The 17,758-nt window shown below is 71.7% G+C and carries 14 protein-coding genes; 5 read left to right on the top strand and 9 right to left on the bottom strand.

Annotated elements, in window-relative coordinates:
- The first annotated feature begins 133 nt into the window (after window positions 1-133).
- Window positions 134-1,726, top strand: coding sequence for an AMP-binding protein (locus ACIRVH_RS00160; protein ID WP_403946900.1), 1,593 nt, complete (start codon window positions 134-136; stop codon window positions 1,724-1,726).
- A 15-nt stretch (window positions 1,727-1,741) separates the two neighbouring features.
- Window positions 1,742-2,557, top strand: coding sequence for a PaaX family transcriptional regulator C-terminal domain-containing protein (locus ACIRVH_RS00155; RefSeq protein WP_403946898.1), 816 nt, complete (start codon window positions 1,742-1,744; stop codon window positions 2,555-2,557).
- 12 nt (window positions 2,558-2,569) lie between these two features.
- Here ACIRVH_RS00155 and ACIRVH_RS00150 read toward each other — a convergent pair whose 3' ends face one another.
- The 4 genes from ACIRVH_RS00150 to ACIRVH_RS00135 all read right to left on the bottom strand — a co-directional run bounded on the left by ACIRVH_RS00150 (window position 2,570) and on the right by ACIRVH_RS00135 (window position 6,864).
- Window positions 2,570-2,974 (bottom strand): hypothetical protein, encoded by a 405-nt coding sequence (locus tag ACIRVH_RS00150; protein WP_403946897.1) that lies wholly within the window; start codon window positions 2,972-2,974, stop codon window positions 2,570-2,572.
- A 143-nt stretch (window positions 2,975-3,117) separates the two neighbouring features.
- Complete coding sequence (locus ACIRVH_RS00145; protein ID WP_403946895.1) at window positions 3,118-3,621, bottom strand: hypothetical protein; 504 nt, start codon at window positions 3,619-3,621, stop codon at window positions 3,118-3,120.
- Window positions 3,622-3,670: 49 nt separating this feature from the next.
- A complete protein-coding gene (locus ACIRVH_RS00140) occupies window positions 3,671-6,016 on the bottom strand; it encodes a bifunctional salicylyl-CoA 5-hydroxylase/oxidoreductase (protein ID WP_403947770.1) in 2,346 nt (781 codons plus the stop codon).
- Window positions 6,017-6,036: 20 nt separating this feature from the next.
- Window positions 6,037-6,864, bottom strand: coding sequence for an enoyl-CoA hydratase family protein (locus ACIRVH_RS00135; RefSeq protein WP_403946894.1), 828 nt, complete (start codon window positions 6,862-6,864; stop codon window positions 6,037-6,039).
- A 295-nt stretch (window positions 6,865-7,159) separates the two neighbouring features.
- Between ACIRVH_RS00135 and ACIRVH_RS00130 the strand changes: the two genes are divergently transcribed.
- A complete protein-coding gene (locus ACIRVH_RS00130) occupies window positions 7,160-7,612 on the top strand; it encodes an ATP-binding protein (RefSeq protein ID WP_403946892.1) in 453 nt (150 codons plus the stop codon).
- Here the strand turns inward: ACIRVH_RS00130 and ACIRVH_RS00125 are convergent.
- From ACIRVH_RS00125 to ACIRVH_RS00115, 3 genes are all read right to left on the bottom strand, one after another.
- Window positions 7,572-9,017: an amino acid permease gene (locus ACIRVH_RS00125; RefSeq protein WP_403946890.1), complete on the bottom strand. Its 1,446-nt coding sequence runs from the start codon at window positions 9,015-9,017 to the stop codon at window positions 7,572-7,574. The two genes, ACIRVH_RS00130 and ACIRVH_RS00125, sit on opposite strands and share 41 nt — an antisense overlap.
- A gap of 112 nt (window positions 9,018-9,129) precedes the next feature.
- On the bottom strand, window positions 9,130-10,158 hold the full coding sequence (gene argF, locus ACIRVH_RS00120) for an ornithine carbamoyltransferase (protein ID WP_403946888.1): 1,029 nt from the start codon (window positions 10,156-10,158) through the stop codon (window positions 9,130-9,132).
- Between the two features lie 90 nt (window positions 10,159-10,248).
- On the bottom strand, window positions 10,249-11,472 hold the full coding sequence (locus ACIRVH_RS00115; protein WP_403946887.1) for an arginine deiminase: 1,224 nt from the start codon (window positions 11,470-11,472) through the stop codon (window positions 10,249-10,251).
- Window positions 11,473-11,603: 131 nt separating this feature from the next.
- Here ACIRVH_RS00115 and ACIRVH_RS00110 point away from each other — a divergent pair, with 131 nt between their 5' ends.
- Together ACIRVH_RS00110 and ACIRVH_RS00105 are read left to right on the top strand one after the other, a co-directional pair.
- Window positions 11,604-12,758: an SPFH domain-containing protein gene (locus ACIRVH_RS00110; RefSeq protein WP_403946885.1), complete on the top strand. Its 1,155-nt coding sequence runs from the start codon at window positions 11,604-11,606 to the stop codon at window positions 12,756-12,758.
- Window positions 12,755-13,645 carry a hypothetical protein gene (locus tag ACIRVH_RS00105; protein ID WP_403946883.1) on the top strand — a complete coding sequence of 297 codons (891 nt, stop codon included), beginning with the start codon at window positions 12,755-12,757 and terminating at the stop codon, window positions 13,643-13,645. Before ACIRVH_RS00110 ends, ACIRVH_RS00105 begins: the two co-directional genes overlap by 4 nt.
- 1 nt (window position 13,646) lies before the next feature.
- On the opposite strand, the gene ACIRVH_RS00100 is transcribed toward ACIRVH_RS00105, so the two are convergent.
- Together ACIRVH_RS00100 and ACIRVH_RS00095 are read right to left on the bottom strand one after the other, a co-directional pair.
- Window positions 13,647-16,226, bottom strand: coding sequence for a polynucleotide kinase-phosphatase (locus ACIRVH_RS00100; RefSeq protein ID WP_403946881.1), 2,580 nt, complete (start codon window positions 16,224-16,226; stop codon window positions 13,647-13,649).
- Window positions 16,223-17,701 carry a 3' terminal RNA ribose 2'-O-methyltransferase Hen1 gene (locus ACIRVH_RS00095; RefSeq protein ID WP_403946879.1) on the bottom strand — a complete coding sequence of 493 codons (1,479 nt, stop codon included), beginning with the start codon at window positions 17,699-17,701 and terminating at the stop codon, window positions 16,223-16,225. Before ACIRVH_RS00095 ends, ACIRVH_RS00100 begins: the two co-directional genes overlap by 4 nt.
- Between the last annotated feature and the right edge of the window lie 57 nt (window positions 17,702-17,758).

The following is a 17,758-nucleotide window of genomic DNA, read 5'->3' as shown; positions in this document are numbered from 1 at the left end:
GCGCTCCATTGACTGTCGTCACCAACACGATACGCTCCTTGTGCTGGGGCCTGTCTGACGATTCCCGCACGGCAGGCGGGAATCGTCAGACAGGCCCCATGGCCACCACGAGCCCACCAGGCAAGGGGGCGCCATGCATCTCTCGGCCCACGTCGACACCTTCGCCCGCGACCACCTCCCGCCGCCGGACGAGTGGCCCGACCTGTGTTTCGAGCTGCCGGAGCTGAGCTACCCCGAACGGCTGAACTGCGCCGTCGAGCTGCTCGAACACGCCGACCCCGCCCGCCCGGTCTTCCACACCCCGGACGGCCCCAGCTGGACCTACGGCGACCTGCGTGCCCGCGTCGACCGCATCGCCCACGTCCTCACCGGCGAGCTCGGCGTCGTACCCGGCAACCGGGTCCTGCTGCGCGGCCCCACCACCCCCTGGCTGGCCGCCTGCTGGCTGGCCGTGCTGAAGGCGGGCGCGGTCGCGGTCACCGTGCTGGCCCAGCAGCGCGCGCACGAGCTGGCCACGGTGTGCGAGATCGCCCAGGTCCGGCACGCGCTGTGCGACATCCGGGCCCTGGACGACCTGGCGAAGGCCGAGATACCGGACCTGCGCATCACCGCGTACGGCGGTGACGCGGACGACGACCTGCTGCACCGCTCGGCGCCCGGCACCCCCTACCCTGCGGTCGACACCGCATCCGACGACGTGGCCCTGATCGCGTTCACCTCAGGCACGACGGGTCGCCCGAAAGGGTGCATGCACTTCCACCGGGATGTGCTGGCCATAGCCGACACCTTCTCCCGACATGTGCTGCGCCCCCACGCGGACGACGTCTTCACCGGCAGTCCCCCGCTCGGCTTCACCTTCGGCCTGGGCGGACTGGTGATCTTCCCGATGCGGGCCGGCGCCAGCTCCCTGCTCCTCGAACAGGCCGGCCCCCGCCAGCTGCTGCCCGCGATCGCCGAGCACCGGGTCTCGGTCCTGTTCACCGCGCCGACCGCCTACCGGGCGATGCTCGACCACCTGGCCGGGTACGACACCTCGTCCCTGCGGCGCTGCGTGTCGGCCGGCGAGAACCTGCCCGCGGCCACCTGGCAGGCCTGGCAGGAGCGCACCGGGCTGCGCATCATCAACGGCATCGGCGCCACCGAACTCCTGCACATCTTCATCTCCGCGGCCGACGAGCGGGTCAGACCCGGCACCACGGGCGTCCCGGTGCCGGGCTGGCAGGCGCGTGTCCAGGACGCCGACGGGGACCCGGTGCCCGACGGCGAGCCGGGCCTGCTCGCGGTCCGCGGCCCGGTCGGCTGCCGCTACCTCTCCGACCCACGGCAGCGGGAGTACGTACGCGGCGGCTGGAACATCACCGGCGACACCTACGTCCGCGAGAGCGACGGATACTTCCGCTACGTGGCCCGCGCCGACGACATGATCATCTCCGCGGGGTACAACATCGCCGGACCGGAGGTGGAGGACGCGTTGCTGCGCCACCCGGACGTGGTCGAGACGGCGGTCGTCGGGCGACCCGACGAGGCGCGCGGCCAGGTCGTGGTCGCCTACACGGTGCTGCGGGACGGAGCGCGGCCGGACCCCGAGTCCCTGCGCACCTTCCTCAAGTCCGAGCTGGCGCCCTACAAGTGCCCGCGCGAGTTCGTCTTCCTCGACGCGCTGCCCCGCACGGCCACCGGCAAGCTGCAGCGGTTCCGGCTGCGCACCGGAGGTGACCAACAGTGATGCCGACGACTTAAAATGATCAACGTGTCAGAGCAGCACGCCCCCAGGTCCCTCATCGTCACGCTCTACGGCGCGTACGGCCGCTTCATGCGCGGCCCCCTGCCCGTCGCCGAGCTGATCCGGCTCCTGGCCGCGGTCGGGGTGGACGCCCCCTCCGTGCGCTCCTCGGTGTCCCGGCTCAAACGCCGCGGCCTGCTGGTGCCGGCCCGCACGGAGGCCGGCGCGGCCGGGTACGGGCTGTCCCCGGAGGCGCGCCAGTTGCTGGAGGACGGCGACCGCCGCATCTACGCGACGGTGCCCCCCGAGGACGAGGGCTGGGTCCTGGCGGTCTTCTCCGTCCCCGAGTCCGAGCGGCAGAAGCGGCATGTCCTGCGCTCCCGGCTGGCCGGCCTGGGCTTCGGCACGGCGGCCCCCGGGGTGTGGATCGCCCCCGCCCGCCTGTACGAGGAGACGCGGCACACCCTGCGCCGGCTCCACCTCGACGCGTACGTCGACTTCTTCCGCGGCGAGCACCTCGGCTTCGCCCCCACCCCCGAGGCCGTCACCCGCTGGTGGGACCTCGCGGCGATCGCCAAGGAACACGAGCGCTTCCTGGACGCCCACGGCCCCGCCCTGCGCGCCTGGGAGCACCGCACGGACACCCCGCCCGAGGAGGCCTACCGCGACTACCTCCTGGCCCTCGACTCCTGGCGCCACCTCCCCTACACCGACCCCGGCCTCCCCACCCACCTCCTCCCCACCGACTGGCCGGGCGTCCGCTCGGCGGAGGTGTTCCGGGGGTTGCACGAGCGGCTGCGGGACGCCGGGGCGGAGTTCGCGGGGGTGGGGTGAGCGGCCGATGGCTCAGAAGCGACGCAGCCGCATCGCGATGCCGTGCCCGACCGCGAGGTAGATCACCGCGGGCAGACCGTAGTTGAGCAGGACCCGGAGGCTCTCCGTGTCCATGGTGAAGATGTCCTGCGACCACCAGGCCAGCGAATCGGCCACGTCCTCGATGAACCCCACGAAGACGTTCGCGTGATTGGCCTCCAGCAGGTACAGCAGGATCCACAGCCCCAAAAACGCCGCCGCGACGTCGGCGATCGTGTGGATGACCAGCGCGGCACGCCGGGTGCCCGAACCGTCCGGACGGCGCTGTCGAGCGGGCGCGACGGGCTGCACCGCGGGTCCCGGGTACGGGGGGCCCGGGTCCGGAGAGGGGCCGTAGCCGTATCCGGGTGGCTCAGGCAACGGCCTGGTGTCAGTCATCTCAGTCTCGATCCCTGTGATTCTTCCGAATGACTCGAAAGAACCTAGGCAGCCGCCGATAACAGGTCGATTCAGGAACCGTGCGAATTACGTGGAAGGCGTGTGACCTTCCGGCCGAGATCCGCTGATGACGCCCGGGACGGTCACACGACGCAGGAGCAGTACATCAGCGCACTCGCCGCCCTGGCCCGACGGGCCATTCCGACGAACATACGGACGCTCTCCTCCGCGTCCAGGTAGTCGGCGAAGCGGATCTCCTCGATGTCGAACCACTGGAGCGCGAGCAGGGACACGGCGTCCTCGACGACCCCGGCGAGCGTGTCCCGCCATCCGTCGGGTAGCTCCTGGAGGATGAGACCGCTGTCCCAGGGGGACTCCGTGCCGGGCGGCGCCTGCCGGCCGTAAGGCCACTCCACCGGGTCGGGCCAGACCAGTTCCGGGTCCACGACGCTGTCGAACGGTATGCCGGCGGCGAAGGAGACCAACTTGCCCAGCACGACATTCGGGTCCAGGCCCTTCACCTCCAGCCGGTCCGCGCACATCGCGTCCAGCGACCCTCCGCGCAGCCAGTCCCCGTCCGGGCCGATCGCCCAGTCGACCGCCGTGGCCCGGTCGGCCGCCCAGAAGTAGTCGTACACCACGCTCATGGTCTCTCCGTCGTCTCGCCGTCTCGCACGCGAGTACAGCAGACAGGCCTCAGCGGCTGAGCGTCAGGCGGGGTTTCGGGACATCGGTCCGGCCGGTCTGGGGGCGGCGGCTGCCCGCCCGGTAGGGCGCGGGCCAGGCGACGCCGGGGCCCTCGTAGCCCTGCTCGGCGGCCGCGTGCAGGGTCCAGTGCGGGTCGTACAGGTGCGGCCGGGCCAGCGCGCACAGGTCCGTGCGCCCGGCCAGGATCAGGGAGTTCACGTCGTCCCAGGAGGAGATCGCGCCGACCGCGATCACCGGGACGCCGGCCTCGTGCCGGATGCGGTCGGCGAACGGCGTCTGGTACGACCGCCCGTACTCCGGGCGCTCCTCGGCCACCACCTGTCCCGTCGACACGTCGATCGCGTCGGCGCCGTGCGCGGCGAAGGCCCGGGCGATCTCGACCGCGTCGTCGGCGGTGGTGCCGCCCTCGGCCCAGTCCGTGGCCGAGATGCGCACGGTCAGGGGCTTCTCTTCCGGCCACACCGCGCGTACGGCGTCGAACACCTCCAGCGGGAACCTCAGCCGCTTCTCCAGCGGGCCGCCGTAGGCGTCGGTGCGCCGGTTGGTGAGCGGGGAGAGGAAGCCGGAGAGCAGGTAGCCGTGGGCACAGTGCAGTTCGAGCAGGTCGAAGCCGGCGCGGGCGGCCCGCCAGGCGGAGGCGGCGAACTGCTCGCGGATGTCGGTGAGCTGGGCCCGGGAGAGCTCGCGCGGGGTCTGGCTGCCCGGCTTGTACGGCAGCGGGGAGGCGGCCGTCAGCGGCCAGTTGCCGTCGGGCAGCGGCTCGTCCATGCCCTCCCACATCAGCTTCGTCGAGCCCTTGCGGCCGGAGTGCCCGAGCTGCACCCCGATCGCCGTACCCGGTGCCTGGGCGTGCACGAAGTCGGTGATCCGCTTCCATGCCTCGGCCTGGCGGCCGGTGTAGAGGCCGGTGCAGCCGGGGGTGATCCGGCCCTCCTCGCTGACGCACACCATCTCGGTCATCACCAGGCCGGCCCCGCCGAGGGCACGGGCGCCGAGGTGGACCAGGTGGAAGTCGCCGGGGACGCCGTCGACCGCGGAGTACATGTCCATCGGGGACACGACGACCCGGTTGCGCAGGGTCAGGCCGCGCAGCCGGAACGGGGTGAACATCGGGGGTGTGCCGGACGGGCACCCGAATTCGCGCTCGACGTCCTCGGTGAAGCGGGCGTCGCGCAGCCGCAGGTTGTCGTGGGTGACGCGGCGGCTGCGGGTGAGGAGGTTGAAGGCGAACTGGCGGGGCGGCTGGTCGAGGTGGCGCCGCACATTCTCGAACCACTCCAGGCTCGCCCGGGCGGCCCGCTGGGTGGAGGCGACGACGGGCTTGCGCTCCTCCTCGTAGGCCGCGAGCGCCCGTGGCACGTCGGGCTGTTCCTCCAGGCAGGCCGCCAGGGCCAGCGCGTCCTCCACGGCGAGCTTGGTGCCGGAGCCGATGGAGAAATGGGCGGTGTGGGCCGCGTCCCCGAGGAGGACGACGTTGCCGTGCGACCAGCGCTCGTTGACCACGGTGCGGAAGGTGGTCCAGGCGGAGTTGTTGGAGCGCAGCGGCCTGCCGCCGAGCGCGTCGGCGAAGATCTTGGCGCAGCGCTCGATGGACTCCTGCGGGGTGGCCTCGTCGAATCCCGCCGCCCGCCAGACCTCCTCGCGCATCTCGACGATCACGGTGGAGGCGCCGGCCGCATATGGATAGCCGTGCAGCTGCATCACGCCGTGCTCGGTCTCGGCGATCTCGAAGCGGAAGGCGTCGAAGGGGAAGTCCGCGGCGAGCCAGATGTAGCGGCAGCGGTGTTCGGTCACCTGGGGACGGAACACATGGGCGTAGGTCTGGCGGGTGCTGCTGTGGACTCCGTCGGCTGCGACGAGGAGGTCGTGGGTCGCCGAGAGGTGGTCGGGGCCGGGGGCCTCGGTGCGGAAGCGGATGTCCACGCCGAGGGTGCGGCAGCGGTCGTGCAGGATTTCGAGGAGGTGTTTCCTGCCCAGTGCCGCGAAGCCGTGTCCTCCGGAGGTTTGGCGGGTGGCTCGGTGGACGATGTCGATGTCGTCCCAGCGGGTGAAATCGCGTTGCAGGGCTTCGTAGACCTCGGGGTCGGCGTGTTCGATGCCGCCCAGGGTTTCGTCGGAGAGGACTACTCCGAAGCCGAAGGTTTCGTCCGGGGCATTGCGTTCCCAGACGGTGATTTCTCGGGTTGGGTCGAGTCGTTTCAGGAGCGCTGCCGCGTACAGGCCGCCGGGCCCTCCGCCAATGATCGCGATGCGTTGGGGGTGGCTAGTCGTCGTGGGCGGCTGCGGGTTGTCTGTGGCTGGTCGCGCAGTTCCCCGCGCCCCTTGGGTCGGCATACTCACGTCGGCTTCCATCGTTACCGTCCCTGCCACTTCGGCGGGCGCTTCTCCGTGAATGCCGCGTGGAATTCCGCGTAGTCCTCGCCGTTCATCAGGAGGGCCTGGGTCGAGGCGTCCAGTTCGATCGATGCCGCCAAGGGCATGTCCAGTTCGGACGTCAGGAGGGCCTTCGTCTGGGCGTACGCCAGGGCGGGGCCGTCGGCCAGGCGGCGGGCCAGGGTGAGGGCCGCCTCGTCCGCGGCGCCCTCCTCGGTCAGTTCGCTGATCAGGCCGATGCGCTCCGCCTCGGGGGCGCGAACGGGCTCGCCCAGCATGAGGAGGCGGGTCGCGTGGCCGAGGCCGACGACTCGGGGCAGCAGGTAGGCCGCGCCCATGTCGCCGCCGGAGAGGCCGACGCGGGTGAAGAGGAAGGCGAAGCGGGCCGAGGGGTCCGCGATGCGGAAGTCGGAGGCGAGGGCCAGGACCGCGCCGGCGCCCGCGGCCACGCCGTGCAGGGCGGCGATCACCGGGAACGGGCATTCGCGGATCGCCCGTACCACCTGCCCGGTCATCCGGTTGAAGTCGAGCAGCTGGGCGGTGTCCATGGAAAGGGTGGCGCCGATGATCTCGTCCACGTCGCCGCCGGAGCAGAAGCCACGCCCCTCGCCGGCCAGGACGAGGGCGCGGACCGACCGCTCCCGGCTCAGCTCGGCGAGCAGATCACGCAGGTCGGCGTAGGCGCCGAAGGTGAGGGCGTTGAGCTTGTCGGGGCGGGCGAGGGTGACGGTGGCGACCCCGTCGGCGAGCTGGACCCGCAGGTGCTCCCAGTCGGAGGTGCGGGCGGCGGAGCCGGTGAAAGGACTCATGACGTGCGGCCTCCTAGGGGGGCGGTGCCTCACGCGGCGCTACCCGACGAAGTTAACACGTGTTTGTGACTGTCGTCACGAGGGCGCGACAGCACGGCCTCGGGATGGCCGGGTCCCGTCACGCGCGTCACCGATCGTCCACAGCGTCGTAACAGTGGGCGCAGCCGGGCGAGGCAGGGCGTTCAGCCGGGTAAGCCGCCGGTACCGGGGCCGAAGGTCCCGAGCGGTGCCCGACGACGGTCTCTGTGGCCGGGCCCGTACCATTCCTACGGTTGAAAGCAGGACAGCCTGCTCCATGAACGGACTCGCCTTGTACGAACGCCCCACCGAACCGGCCTCCTGGCGCATCGCGCTGCCGCACACCGCGGCGGCGGTGCCCGTGGCGCGTGCCCTGGTCCGTACGGCCCTTGCCGAGGTGGAGCACGCAGCCGATCCCGACACCGCCGAGCTGCTCACGGCCGAACTGGTCGCCAACGCGGTGGAGCACACCGACGGGCGTGGCCCGATCGAGCTGGTCGTCGAGCTGCTGCCGACCGGCTGCCAGGTCGAGGTGCACGACCCGGACCCGGCACCGCCCGGCCATCTCACCCGGCCGGTGATCGAGGAGCCCGACCCCTGGCAGGAGGGAGGGCGCGGTCTGCTGCTGATCCGCGCGCTCAGTTCGTCCTGCGGTCACCGCCCGACCCCGTCGGGCAAGGCGGTGTGGTTCAGACTGCCTGTAGTTCCGGGTCAGCGGCGTCCGGCGTGACCTCGGCGGCCGGCCGGGCCAGCGTGGAGTGCCGGCGCCCGTAGGCGACGTAGACGAGCAGTCCGACCACGAGGAACACCGCGAACTGGATCCAGGTCTGCCAGCCGGTCTCGTACATCAGGTACAGGCAGAAGCCGACGCCGAGCAGCGGGCCGACGGGGTAGAGCGGCACCCGGAAGCTGCGGGCGAGGCCCGGCTCGCGGCGGCGCAGGGCGATCACGGCGATGTTGACGACGGCCATGACGGCGAGCGTGCCGATGGTGCACAGGTTCATCACGGCGTCGAGCGAGGCGAAGGCCGCCGGGACCGCGAAGACGACCCCGACGATCAGGGTGCCGGCCACCGGGGTGGAGGTGCGCGGCGACACCTTCTCGAAGACGCGCGGGATCAGGCCGTCCCGGGACATCGACATCAGGATGCGGGTCTGGCCGTACATCACGGCGAGGACGACGGAGGCGATGGCGACGACCGCGCCGAAGGCGACGACACCGCCGCCGACGGTGGAGCCGGTGACCTCGTTGACCACGTAGGACAGGGCGGCGGGGCGGCCGGCGACCTGGTCGCCGCCGATGGCGCCGATCGCGGCGAGCGCGACCGCGCAGTAGAGGAGGGTGACCAGACCCATGCAGACCAGGATCGCGATCGGGATGTCCCGGCGGGGGTTCTTCGCCTCCTCGCCGGCCGTGGTGATCGCGTCGAAGCCGATGTAGGAGAAGAAGGCGGCGGTGGTGCCCGCGCCGATGCCGCCGAGGCCGGACGGGGAGAACGGGGTGAGGTTGCCGTCCTTGAAGGCGCTGTAGCCGATGGCGCAGAAGGCCAGGAGGATGACGAGCTTCACGGCCGCCATGGCGGCGGTGGCCCAGGCGCTCTCGCGCACCCCGCGGACCAGGAGCATGGAGGCCATCGCGATGACGATCACGGCGGGGAGGTTCACGATGCCGCCGTCGCCCGGACCGGCCGAGAGGGCGGCGGGCAGCTGCCGGCCGGTGAGGCTGTGCAGCAGTTCGTTGACGTACTGGCTCCAGCCGACGGCGACCGCCGAGATGGAGATGCCGTACTCCAGCAGCAGGCACCAGCCGACCAGGAAGGCGGTGGACTCGCCGAGGCCCGCGTAGGCGAAGGAGTACGAGGAGCCGGAGACCGGGATGGCGCCGCCCAGCTCGGCGAAGGAGAGGGCCGTGAAGACGCAGGTGATCGCGGCGAGGACGAAGGAGACGACCACGGCGGGGCCGGCCTGGGCGACGGAGTCGGAGAGTCCGACGAAGATGCCGGTGCCGACGATGGCACCGACGCCGAAGCAGATGAGCTGGAAGAGGCCCATCGTGCGCTTGAGGCCGTGGCCTTCACGGTCGGCGCCGGATTCGGCCATGAGCGCGCCAGGGGACTTGATGCGGGGAGCGGGCATGCGGGTGGTGCTCGTTTCTGGTGGTGCGGGCGCGATCACAGATCGATCGCTGCGGCGGCCGTGGCAGGGGTGGCGCCGGGCCGCCGGTCAGGATAAGGCCTGGTGAGGTGGGTCAGGCAAACGTGTGTGACGCGCCCGCCAGGGTGGCCACGAGGACCGCCTTGATCGTGTGCATCCGGTTCTCCGCCTCGTCGAAGACGACGGAGTGCTCGGACTCGAACACCTCGTCGGTGACCTCCAGCTCGGTCAGTCCGTGCCGTTCGTGGATCTCCAGGCCGACAGCGGTGCCGAGGTCGTGGAAGGCCGGCAGGCAGTGCAGGAACTTCACCTGGTCGTTGCCGGTGGCGCGGAGCACGTCCATGGTGACGGCGTACGGGCCGAGCAGCGCGATGCGCTCGTCCCAGACCTCCTTGGGCTCGCCCATCGACACCCAGACGTCGGTGGCGATGAAGTCGGTGCCGCGTACGCCGTCCTTCACGTCGTCGGTGAGGGTGATCCGGGCGCCGGAGGCGGCGGCGAGCTGCCGGGCCACCTGGATGATCGTCTCGTCCGGCCACAGCAGCTTGGGGGCGACGATACGGACGTCCATGCCGAGCAGGGCGCCGGTGACCAGGTAGGAGTTGCCCATGTTGTACCGTGCGTCGCCGAGGTAGGCGAAGGCGATCTCGGCCGGCGGCTTGTCGCTGTGCTCGGTCATGGTGAGCACGTCGGCGAGCATCTGGGTGGGGTGCCACTCGTCGGTGAGCCCGTTGTAGACGGGGACCCCGGCGTAGGTGGCCAGCTCCTCGAGCACGCCCTGGCCGTGTCCGCGGTACTCGATGGCGTCGAACATCCGGCCGAGGACGCGGGCGGTGTCCTTCACGGACTCCTTGTGCCCGATCTGCGAGCCGGACGGGTCGAGGTAGGTGGTGTGGGCGCCCTGGTCGGCGGCGGCGACCTCGAACGCGCAGCGGGTGCGCGTCGAGGTCTTCTCGAAGATCAGTGCGATGTTCTTGCCGCGCAGGTACTGCGTCTCGGCCCCCGCCTTCTTGGCGGCTTTCAGCTCGGCGGCCAGCTCGACCAGACCACGGAACTCCTCCTCGGTGAAGTCCAGCTCCTTGAGGAAGTGGCGGCCGGCGAGGGCGGTCGGGACTGTCGCCATGGGGGCGCTCCAGGGATACGGGTGGACGGACTTTGAAATTCTATACGACAGTTAGCATTTATATACAGCCCGCTTCGTCACACCGACTCGTCACACCGCCTCGCGCTCGACGGGACAGCTCATACAGCGCGGACCACCCCTGCCCCGCCCCAGCTCGCTGCCCGGGATCTCGATCACCTCGATGCCCTGCTTGCGCAGATGGGTGTTGGTGGTGACGTTGCGCTCGTAGGCGACGACGACACCGGGCTCGACCGCGAGCACGTTGCAGCCGTCGTCCCACTGCTCGCGCTCGGCCGCATGCACGTCCTGGGTGGCGGTCAGCACGCGGATCTCGCTGAGCCCGAGGGCGGCGGCGATCGCACGGTGCATGTGCTCCGGCGGGTGGTCCGTGACCTTGAGCTCCTTGTCGGCGGCGCCCGGCTCGATGGTGTACGAGCGGAGCATGCCGAGGCCCGCGTACTGGGTGAAGACATCGCCGTCGACCATGGTCATCACGGTGTCGAGGTGCATCAGGGCACGCTTCTTGGGCATGTCGAGCGCGACGATCGTCTGCGCGGACCCCGCGGCGAACAGCTTGTGCGCGAGCATCTCGACGGCCTGCGGGGTGGTGCGCTCGCTCATGCCGATGAGGACCGCGCCGTTGCCGATGACCAGGACGTCGCCGCCCTCGATGGTGGACGGGTAGTCGGCCTGCCCCTCGGACCAGATGTGGAAAAGCTCGTCACGGAAGAGCGGATGGTGCCGGTAGATCGCCTCGAAGTGCACGGTCTCGCGCTGCCGCGCCGGCCAGCGCATGGCGTTGATGGAGACACCGTCGTAGATCCAGGCCGATGTGTCACGGGTGAAGAGGTGGTTGGGCAGGGGTCTGAGCAGGAAGTCGTCGAGGTCCATGACGTGGAACCGCACGGAGGTCGGCTCCTCGTGCGCCGCCAGGAACTCCCGCTTGGTCATCCCGCCGACGAGAGCCTCGGTCAGCTCACGCGCGGGCAGGGTCTCGAAGGCGGCCCGGAGGTGGTCGGTGGCCAGCGGGCCGTACTCCTTCTCGTCGAAGACCCGGTCCAGGACGAGCGCCCGCGCGGCCGGCACCTCCAGCACCTCCGCGAGCAGGTCGCCGAAGAGATGGACGGCGACCCCGCGGTCGCGCAGGACGTCGGCGAACCCGTCGTGCTCGGCGCGCGCCCGGCGCACCCACAGCACGTCGTCGAACAGCAGGGCGTCCTTGTTACTGGGGGTGAGCCTTTTGAGCTCCAGGTCGGGCCGGTGCAGAATCACGCGGCGCAAGCGCCCGGCCTCGGAGTCGACGTGGTATGCCATGCCCCCATCCTGGCCATTGCTGTCCGTCTTCACGCCCTTCTTGGCCGTTTCCGCCCCTTCCTGTTTTCGTCCCCTTGACGAGAAGCGGACTGAACGATTATCGTCGCCATGACGAAAAGCGAGGGGGACTCATGGCCGACATCACCCGGCGCCTGGGCTGGCGCCATCTGCGCGGCGCGCCCACGGCGCACATTCGGCACCACCGCTCCGGCACGCTGGTCCACGACGGTCCCGGGCTCAGCTTCTGGTTCCGCCCACTGACCGCCGCCCTGTCCGAGGTGCCGGTGGACGACCGGGAACTGGCGATGACCTTCCACGCCCGCACCTCCGACTTCCAGGACGTGGCGGTGCAGGCGACGGTCACCTACCGGATCGCCGACCCGGCCGTCGCCGCCGCCCGCCTGGACTTCTCGATCGACTCCGACACCGGCGCCTGGCGCGGCACCCCGCTGGAACAGCTGGGCACCCTGCTCACCGAGACGGCCCAGCAGCACGCGCTGGACGTCCTCGCCCGTACGCCGCTCGCGGCGGCGCTGGTCGACGGCGTCGCGGCGGTGCGCGAGCAGGTTGCAGCGGGCCTCGGCGCCGAGCCGCGGCTGCCCGCCACCGGCATCGAGGTCGTGGCCGTACGCGTGATGGCGCTGCGGCCGGAACCGGAGGTGGAGCGGGCGCTGCGCACCCCGGCCCGGGAACAGATCCAGCAGGAGGCCGACCGGGCGACCTACGAGCGGCGGGCCGTCGCGGTCGAGCGGGAGCGGACCATCGCCGAGAACGAACTGGCCAGCCGGATCGAACTCGCCCGCCGCGAGGAGCAGTTGGTCGAGCAGCGGGGCACCAACGCGCGCCGCGAGGCCGAGGAGCAGGCGGCCGCGGACGCGGTGCGCGCCCAGGCGGAGGCGGCGCGCTCGGTGAAGCTGGCCGAGGCGGAGGCCGCGCGGTCGGTCAAGCTCGCGGAGGCCGAGGCGACCCGGACCGTGAAGCTCACCGAGGCGGAGGCGGCACGGACCCTGCGGCTCGCCGAGGCCGAGGCCGTGCGGGCCGAGCGGGTCGCCCGCGCGGAGGCCGAGGGCGCACGCGAGGTCGGCGAGGCGCGGGCGCAGGCCCAGGCGGCCTGGCTGCGGGTGCACGCGGAGGCCGGGATCGACGGGACGGCGACCCTGCAGGCGCTCACCGCGACCCGGCTGGCCGAGAACCTGCCGCGCATCGACAGCGTGACGGTGTCCCCGGACGTGCTGACCGGACTGCTCGCGAAGCTGGGCGGCGGCCCGCCCGAGGCGGCGCGGTGAGCCTCGCGCCGCGCGCCGTGCTGGTCCATCGCACCACGGAGTACGAGGAGTTGGTGGCCCGGCACGGCACGCACGGCCAGGCCGCCTTCTTCCTCGCCTCCCGGAGCCGGGACATCGAGGAGGTCGCCGAACGCCACCGCCGGGCCCGCGGCGCCCTGGCCGAGGTGACCTCGGCCGTGCCGCTGACCTGGCGTCAGGCACAGGTGGAGCGGGCCGACCTGGACCGGTTCCTGTTCGCGCCGGAGGACGTGGTCGTGGTGGTCGGCCAGGACGGGCTGGTGGCCAACGTCGCCAAGTACCTGACGGGCCAGCCGGTGATCGGCATCGACACCGACCCGGGCCGCAACCCCGGGGTGCTGGTACGGCACCGCCCACAGGACGCGGCGAAGCTCCTGTCGGCGGCGGCGACCACGGTGGACGAACTCACCATGGTCGAGGCCGTCGCCGACGACACCCAGCGGCTGGTGGCGCTCAACGAGATCTACCTCGGCACAGCGGGCCACCAGACCGCCCGCTACCGCCTGGGCCTCGACGACGACGGGGGTGCCGTCGAGGCCCAGGCCTCCTCCGGTGTGCTGGTCGGGACCGGCACCGGCGCGACCGGCTGGCTGCGCTCGGTGTGGCAGGAGCGGAGCAGCCGGCTCCCGCTCCCCTCCCCCACCGAGGACCGGCTGGTGTGGTTCGTCCGGGAGGCCTGGCCGTCACCCGCCACCGGTACGACCCTGGTGGCGGGCGAGCTGGCGGCCTCGGCGTCCCTGACGGTCACCGTGGAGTCCGACCGGCTCATCGCCTTCGGCGACGGCATCGAGACCGACGCGCTCCAGCTCACCTGGGGGCAGACGGTCCGGGTCGGGGTGTGCGCGCAGCGGCTGCGGCTGGCCGGCTAGTTCACAGGCGCGGGTCGACCGGCTCGGACTCCAGGGCCAGCACCCCGAACACCGCCTCGTGCACCCGCCACAGCGGCTCCCCGTCCGCGAGCCGGTCCAGGGCCTCCAGGCCCAGGGCGTACTCACGGATCGCCAGCGAGCGCTTGTGGTTCAGGAACCGCTGCCGCAGCTTGGCGAGGTTGTCCGGCCGGGTGTACTCGGGACCGTAGATGATCCGCAGGTACTCACGGCCCCGGCACTTGATGCCGGGCTGGACCAGCCGCCCCTCCGGGCTGCGGACCACCGCGCCGACCGGCTTCACGACCATGCCCTCGCCGCCCCGGCCGGTCATCTCCAGCCACCAGTCGACGCCGGCGCGGACCGATTCGGGGTCGCCCGTGTCGACGTACAGCCGCCGGGTGGTCTGCAGCAGTCCGGTGCCGTCGTGCTCCACCAGCCGGTCGATCAGGGCCAGCTGCTCGTCGTGCGGCAGCGCGGCCAGGCTGCGCCCACGGACGGCCAGGATCTGGAAGGGGGCCAGGCGGACCCCGTCCAGGCCGTCGGTCGTCCAGCAGTAACGGCGGTAGGCGTCGGTGAACGCGGCCGCGGCCGCGGCGCGGTCACGCTGCCGGTCCAGCAGCCCGCCGACGTCGGTGCCACGGTCCGCGGCGGCCTCCAGTGCGGCGAGCGCACCCGGGAACACCGCTCCGGAGGCGGCGCCCACGGCCGCGTACTGGCTGCGCAGCAGACCCGAGGCCTTCAGCGACCACGGCATCAGCTCGGCGTCCAGCAGGAGCCAGTCGGTGTCCAGCTCATCCCACAGGCCCGCGTCCCCGACCGCCGAGCGCAGCCGACCGAGGATCTCCTCGGTCACCTGCTCGTCGTCGAAGAACGGCCGCCCGGTACGCGTGTACAGGGACCCCGTGGGGCCTCCCCCACTCTCGGCTTCGCTCGAGCGGGAGGTACCCCCACCCCCGAACCGCTCCCGTGCCGCGTCCGCGTCCCGGCAGACCAGGGCCACCGCCCGCGAGCCCATGTGCTTCTCCTCGCACACGACCCGCGTGACCCCGTCGGCCGCGTACTGCGCGAAGGCCTCCACCGGGTGCTCCAGGTAGCCGTCAACCTGCGAGGTCGCCGTCGGTGCCATCGTCGGCGGCAGGTACGGCAGCAGGCGCGGGTCGACCGCGAAGCGGCTCATGACCTCCAGGGCCGCGGCCGCGTTCTCCTCGCGGATCGCGACCCGGCCCGCGTGCCGGGTCTCCACGGCCCTGCGGCCGTGCACGTCCGCCAGGTCCAGCGGCCGCCCGTCGTGCCCGCCGGGCGCCTCGCTGCGCAGCGGCTTCGTCGGCTCGTACCAGACCCGCTCCGCCGGTACGTCCACCAGCTCGCGCTCCGGCCAGCGCAGCGCGGTCAGCTTGCCGCCGAAGACGGCGCCGGTGTCCAGGCAGATGGTGTTGTTCAGCCAGGTGGCCTCCGGGACCGGGGTGTGCCCGTAGACCACGGCCGCGCGGCCCCGGTAGTCCTCCGCCCACGGGTAGCGCACGGGCAGCCCGAACTCGTCGGTCTCGCCGGTGGTGTCGCCGTACAGGGCGTGCGAGCGCACCCGGCCGGAGGTGCGGCCGTGGTACTTCTCGGGCAGGCCCGCGTGGCAGACGACCAGCTTGCCGCCGTCGAGGACGTAGTGGCTGACCAGCCCCTCCAGGAAGCGGCGCACCTCGGCCTTGAACTCCTCGCTCTCGCCCTCCATCTGCGCGATGGTCTCGGCGAGCCCGTGGGTGTGCTGGACCTTGCGGCCCTTGAGGTAACGGCCGTACTTGTTCTCGTGGTTGCCGGGCACGCACAGCGCGTTCCCGGACCCGACCATCGACATCACCCGGCGCAGCACGCCGGGGCTGTCCGGGCCGCGGTCGACCAGGTCGCCGACGAAGACGGCGGTACGGCCGTCCGGGTGCACGCCGTCGGCATAGCCCAACCGGGCCAGCAGGGACTCCAGTTCGGAAGCGCAGCCGTGGATGTCGCCGATGATGTCGAAGGGGCCGGTGAGGTGGGTCAGGTCGTTGAAGCGCTTCTCGGTGACGACGGTGGCGCCGTCGATCTCCTCGACCCCGCGCAGGACGTGCACCTTGCGGAAGCCTTCGCGCTCCAGGTGCCGGAGGGAGCGGCGGAGTTCGCGGATGTGCCGCTGGATGACCCGGCGCGGCATTTCGGCGCGGTCGGTGCGGGCCGCGTTGCGCTCCGCGCACACCTCTTCGGGCACGTCCAGCACGATGGCGATGGGCAGCACGTCGTACTTCTTGGCCAGCTCGACGAGCTGGCGCCTGCTGTCCTGCTGCACGCTGGTGGCGTCGACGACGGTACGGCGGCCGGCGGCCAGCCGCTTGCCCGCGATGTAGTGCAGGACGTCGAAGGCGTCGCTGCTCGCGCTCTGGTCGTTCTCGTCGTCGGCGACGAGACCGCGGCAGAAGTCGGAGGAGATCACCTCGGTGGGCTTGAAGTGCCTTCGGGCGAAGGTGGACTTGCCCGAGCCGGAGGCGCCGACGAGGACGACGAGGGAGAGGTCGGTGACGGGAAGGACCCGTCCCTTGTTCTGCGTCTCGGTCATGCTGCCTTCGCCTCCTTCGGAGTGTCGTTACGGATCTCGTCGCGGTGGAACACGGCCATCTGGGTGGGCGGCCCCACCTCGGGGTCGTCCGGCCCGACGGGCTGGAACCCGACCTCGTAGCCGTGCCGTTCGGCCACGGCGGCCGCCCAGGTGCGGAACTGCTCGCGGGTCCACTCGAAGCGGTGGTCGCCGTGCCGGACGTGTCCGGCGGGCAGGGTCTCCCAGCGGACGTTGTACTCGACGTTCGGGGTGGTCACGAGGACCGTGCGCGGGCGCGCGTGTCCGAACACGGCGTACTCCAGGGCGGGCAGCCGGGGCAGGTCGAGGTGCTCGATCACCTCGCTGAGCACGGCGGCGTCGTAGCCCTTGAGCCGCTTGTCGGTGTAGGCGAGCGAGCCCTGGAAGAGCTTGACGCGGGCCGCCTGCCGCTCCCCCATCCGGTCGAGCTTCAGCCGCCGCGAGGCGATGGTGAGGGCCCGCACGGACACGTCGACGCCGACGACCTCGCTGAACCGCACGTCCTTGAGCAGTTCCTGCACCAACTGGCCCTGCCCGCAGCCCAGGTCGAGCACTCGGGCGGCGCCGGACGCGTGCAGGGCGGCGAGGATCGCCTCCCGCCGCTGCACGGCGAGCGGGGTCGGCTTCTCCTCGGCCTCCGACTCCTCCTCCACGGCGTTGTCGATCGACTCGACCTCGCTGTCGTCGGCCTCGGCCAGGCGCACCAGCTCCAGCCGCTCCATCGCCTGCCGGGTCAGCGACCAGCGACGGGACAGGTACCTGCTGGTGATCAGCTTCTGCTCCGGGTGCGTGGGCAGCCAGCCCTCGCCGGCCCGCAGCAGCTTGTCGACCTCGTCGGAGGAGACCCAGTAGTGCTTGGCGTCGTCGAGGACGGGCAGCAGCACGTACAGGTGGCGCAGTGCCTCGGCCAGGGTCAGCTTCTCCGACTCCAGGACGAGGCGGACGTAGCGCGAATCGCCCCACTCCGGGAACTCGGTGTCGAGGGCGACGGGCTCGGCCGTCACCGCCCAGCCGAGCGGTTCGAAGAGCCGTCGTACGAGCTCGGGGCCGCCGCGGGCGGGCAGTGCGGGCACCTCGATGCGCAGGGGCAGGGGATCGGCGGCCCGCTCCGGGCGGGCGTTGCAGACGCCCCGAAGGGCGCTCGAGAACACGCCGCTGAGCGCGACCGCGAGCAGCGAGGAGGCCGCGTAGGGGCGGTCGTTGACGTACTGCGCGAGTGCCGCGTCGGGTGCTCCGCCACGGCCCTTGCCCTTGCCCCGCCGGACCAGCGCGACCGTGTCGACCTCGAGCAACAGCGCGGCCGTGCAGCGCTCGGCGTCCGCCTCGGGGTAGAAGACGTGCGCGGTGCCGTAGGAGGTCGAGAACTTCTGCGCCTTGTCGGGGTGCTTGTGCAGCAGGAACCCGAGGTCGGTGGCGGGGAGGGCGGCGGTGCCGCTCGTGGATATCGTCAGGAACACGCGTCCGAGTCTCCCGCGTACGGCGCGCGCTGACCATCGGTTTTAGAGCGGCGCCGC

It is taken from the genome of Streptomyces sp. NPDC101165, from assembly GCF_044768135.1.
Classification (GTDB): Bacteria; Actinomycetota; Actinomycetes; order Streptomycetales; family Streptomycetaceae; genus Streptomyces.
Note: the sequence above shows the minus strand (reverse complement) of the source record. Positions and strands in the feature narration are given on the sequence as shown.

What these genes read in the sequence shown, in the direction of transcription:
- ACIRVH_RS00160 (WP_403946900.1), top strand. Translation starts at nt 134, where the DNA reads ATGCATCTCTCGGCCCACGTCGACACCTTCGCCCGCGACCACCTCCCG.
- ACIRVH_RS00155 (WP_403946898.1), top strand. Translation starts at nt 1,742, where the DNA reads ATGATCAACGTGTCAGAGCAGCACGCCCCCAGGTCCCTCATCGTCACG.
- ACIRVH_RS00150 (WP_403946897.1), bottom strand. Translation starts at nt 2,974, where the DNA reads ATGACTGACACCAGGCCGTTGCCTGAGCCACCCGGATACGGCTACGGC.
- ACIRVH_RS00145 (WP_403946895.1), bottom strand. Translation starts at nt 3,621, where the DNA reads ATGAGCGTGGTGTACGACTACTTCTGGGCGGCCGACCGGGCCACGGCG.
- ACIRVH_RS00140 (WP_403947770.1), bottom strand. Translation starts at nt 6,016, where the DNA reads ATGCCGACCCAAGGGGCGCGGGGAACTGCGCGACCAGCCACAGACAAC.
- ACIRVH_RS00135 (WP_403946894.1), bottom strand. Translation starts at nt 6,864, where the DNA reads ATGAGTCCTTTCACCGGCTCCGCCGCCCGCACCTCCGACTGGGAGCAC.
- ACIRVH_RS00130 (WP_403946892.1), top strand. Translation starts at nt 7,160, where the DNA reads ATGAACGGACTCGCCTTGTACGAACGCCCCACCGAACCGGCCTCCTGG.
- ACIRVH_RS00125 (WP_403946890.1), bottom strand. Translation starts at nt 9,017, where the DNA reads ATGCCCGCTCCCCGCATCAAGTCCCCTGGCGCGCTCATGGCCGAATCC.
- argF (WP_403946888.1), bottom strand. Translation starts at nt 10,158, where the DNA reads ATGGCGACAGTCCCGACCGCCCTCGCCGGCCGCCACTTCCTCAAGGAG.
- ACIRVH_RS00115 (WP_403946887.1), bottom strand. Translation starts at nt 11,472, where the DNA reads ATGGCATACCACGTCGACTCCGAGGCCGGGCGCTTGCGCCGCGTGATT.
- ACIRVH_RS00110 (WP_403946885.1), top strand. Translation starts at nt 11,604, where the DNA reads ATGGCCGACATCACCCGGCGCCTGGGCTGGCGCCATCTGCGCGGCGCG.
- ACIRVH_RS00100 (WP_403946881.1), bottom strand. Translation starts at nt 16,226, where the DNA reads ATGACCGAGACGCAGAACAAGGGACGGGTCCTTCCCGTCACCGACCTC.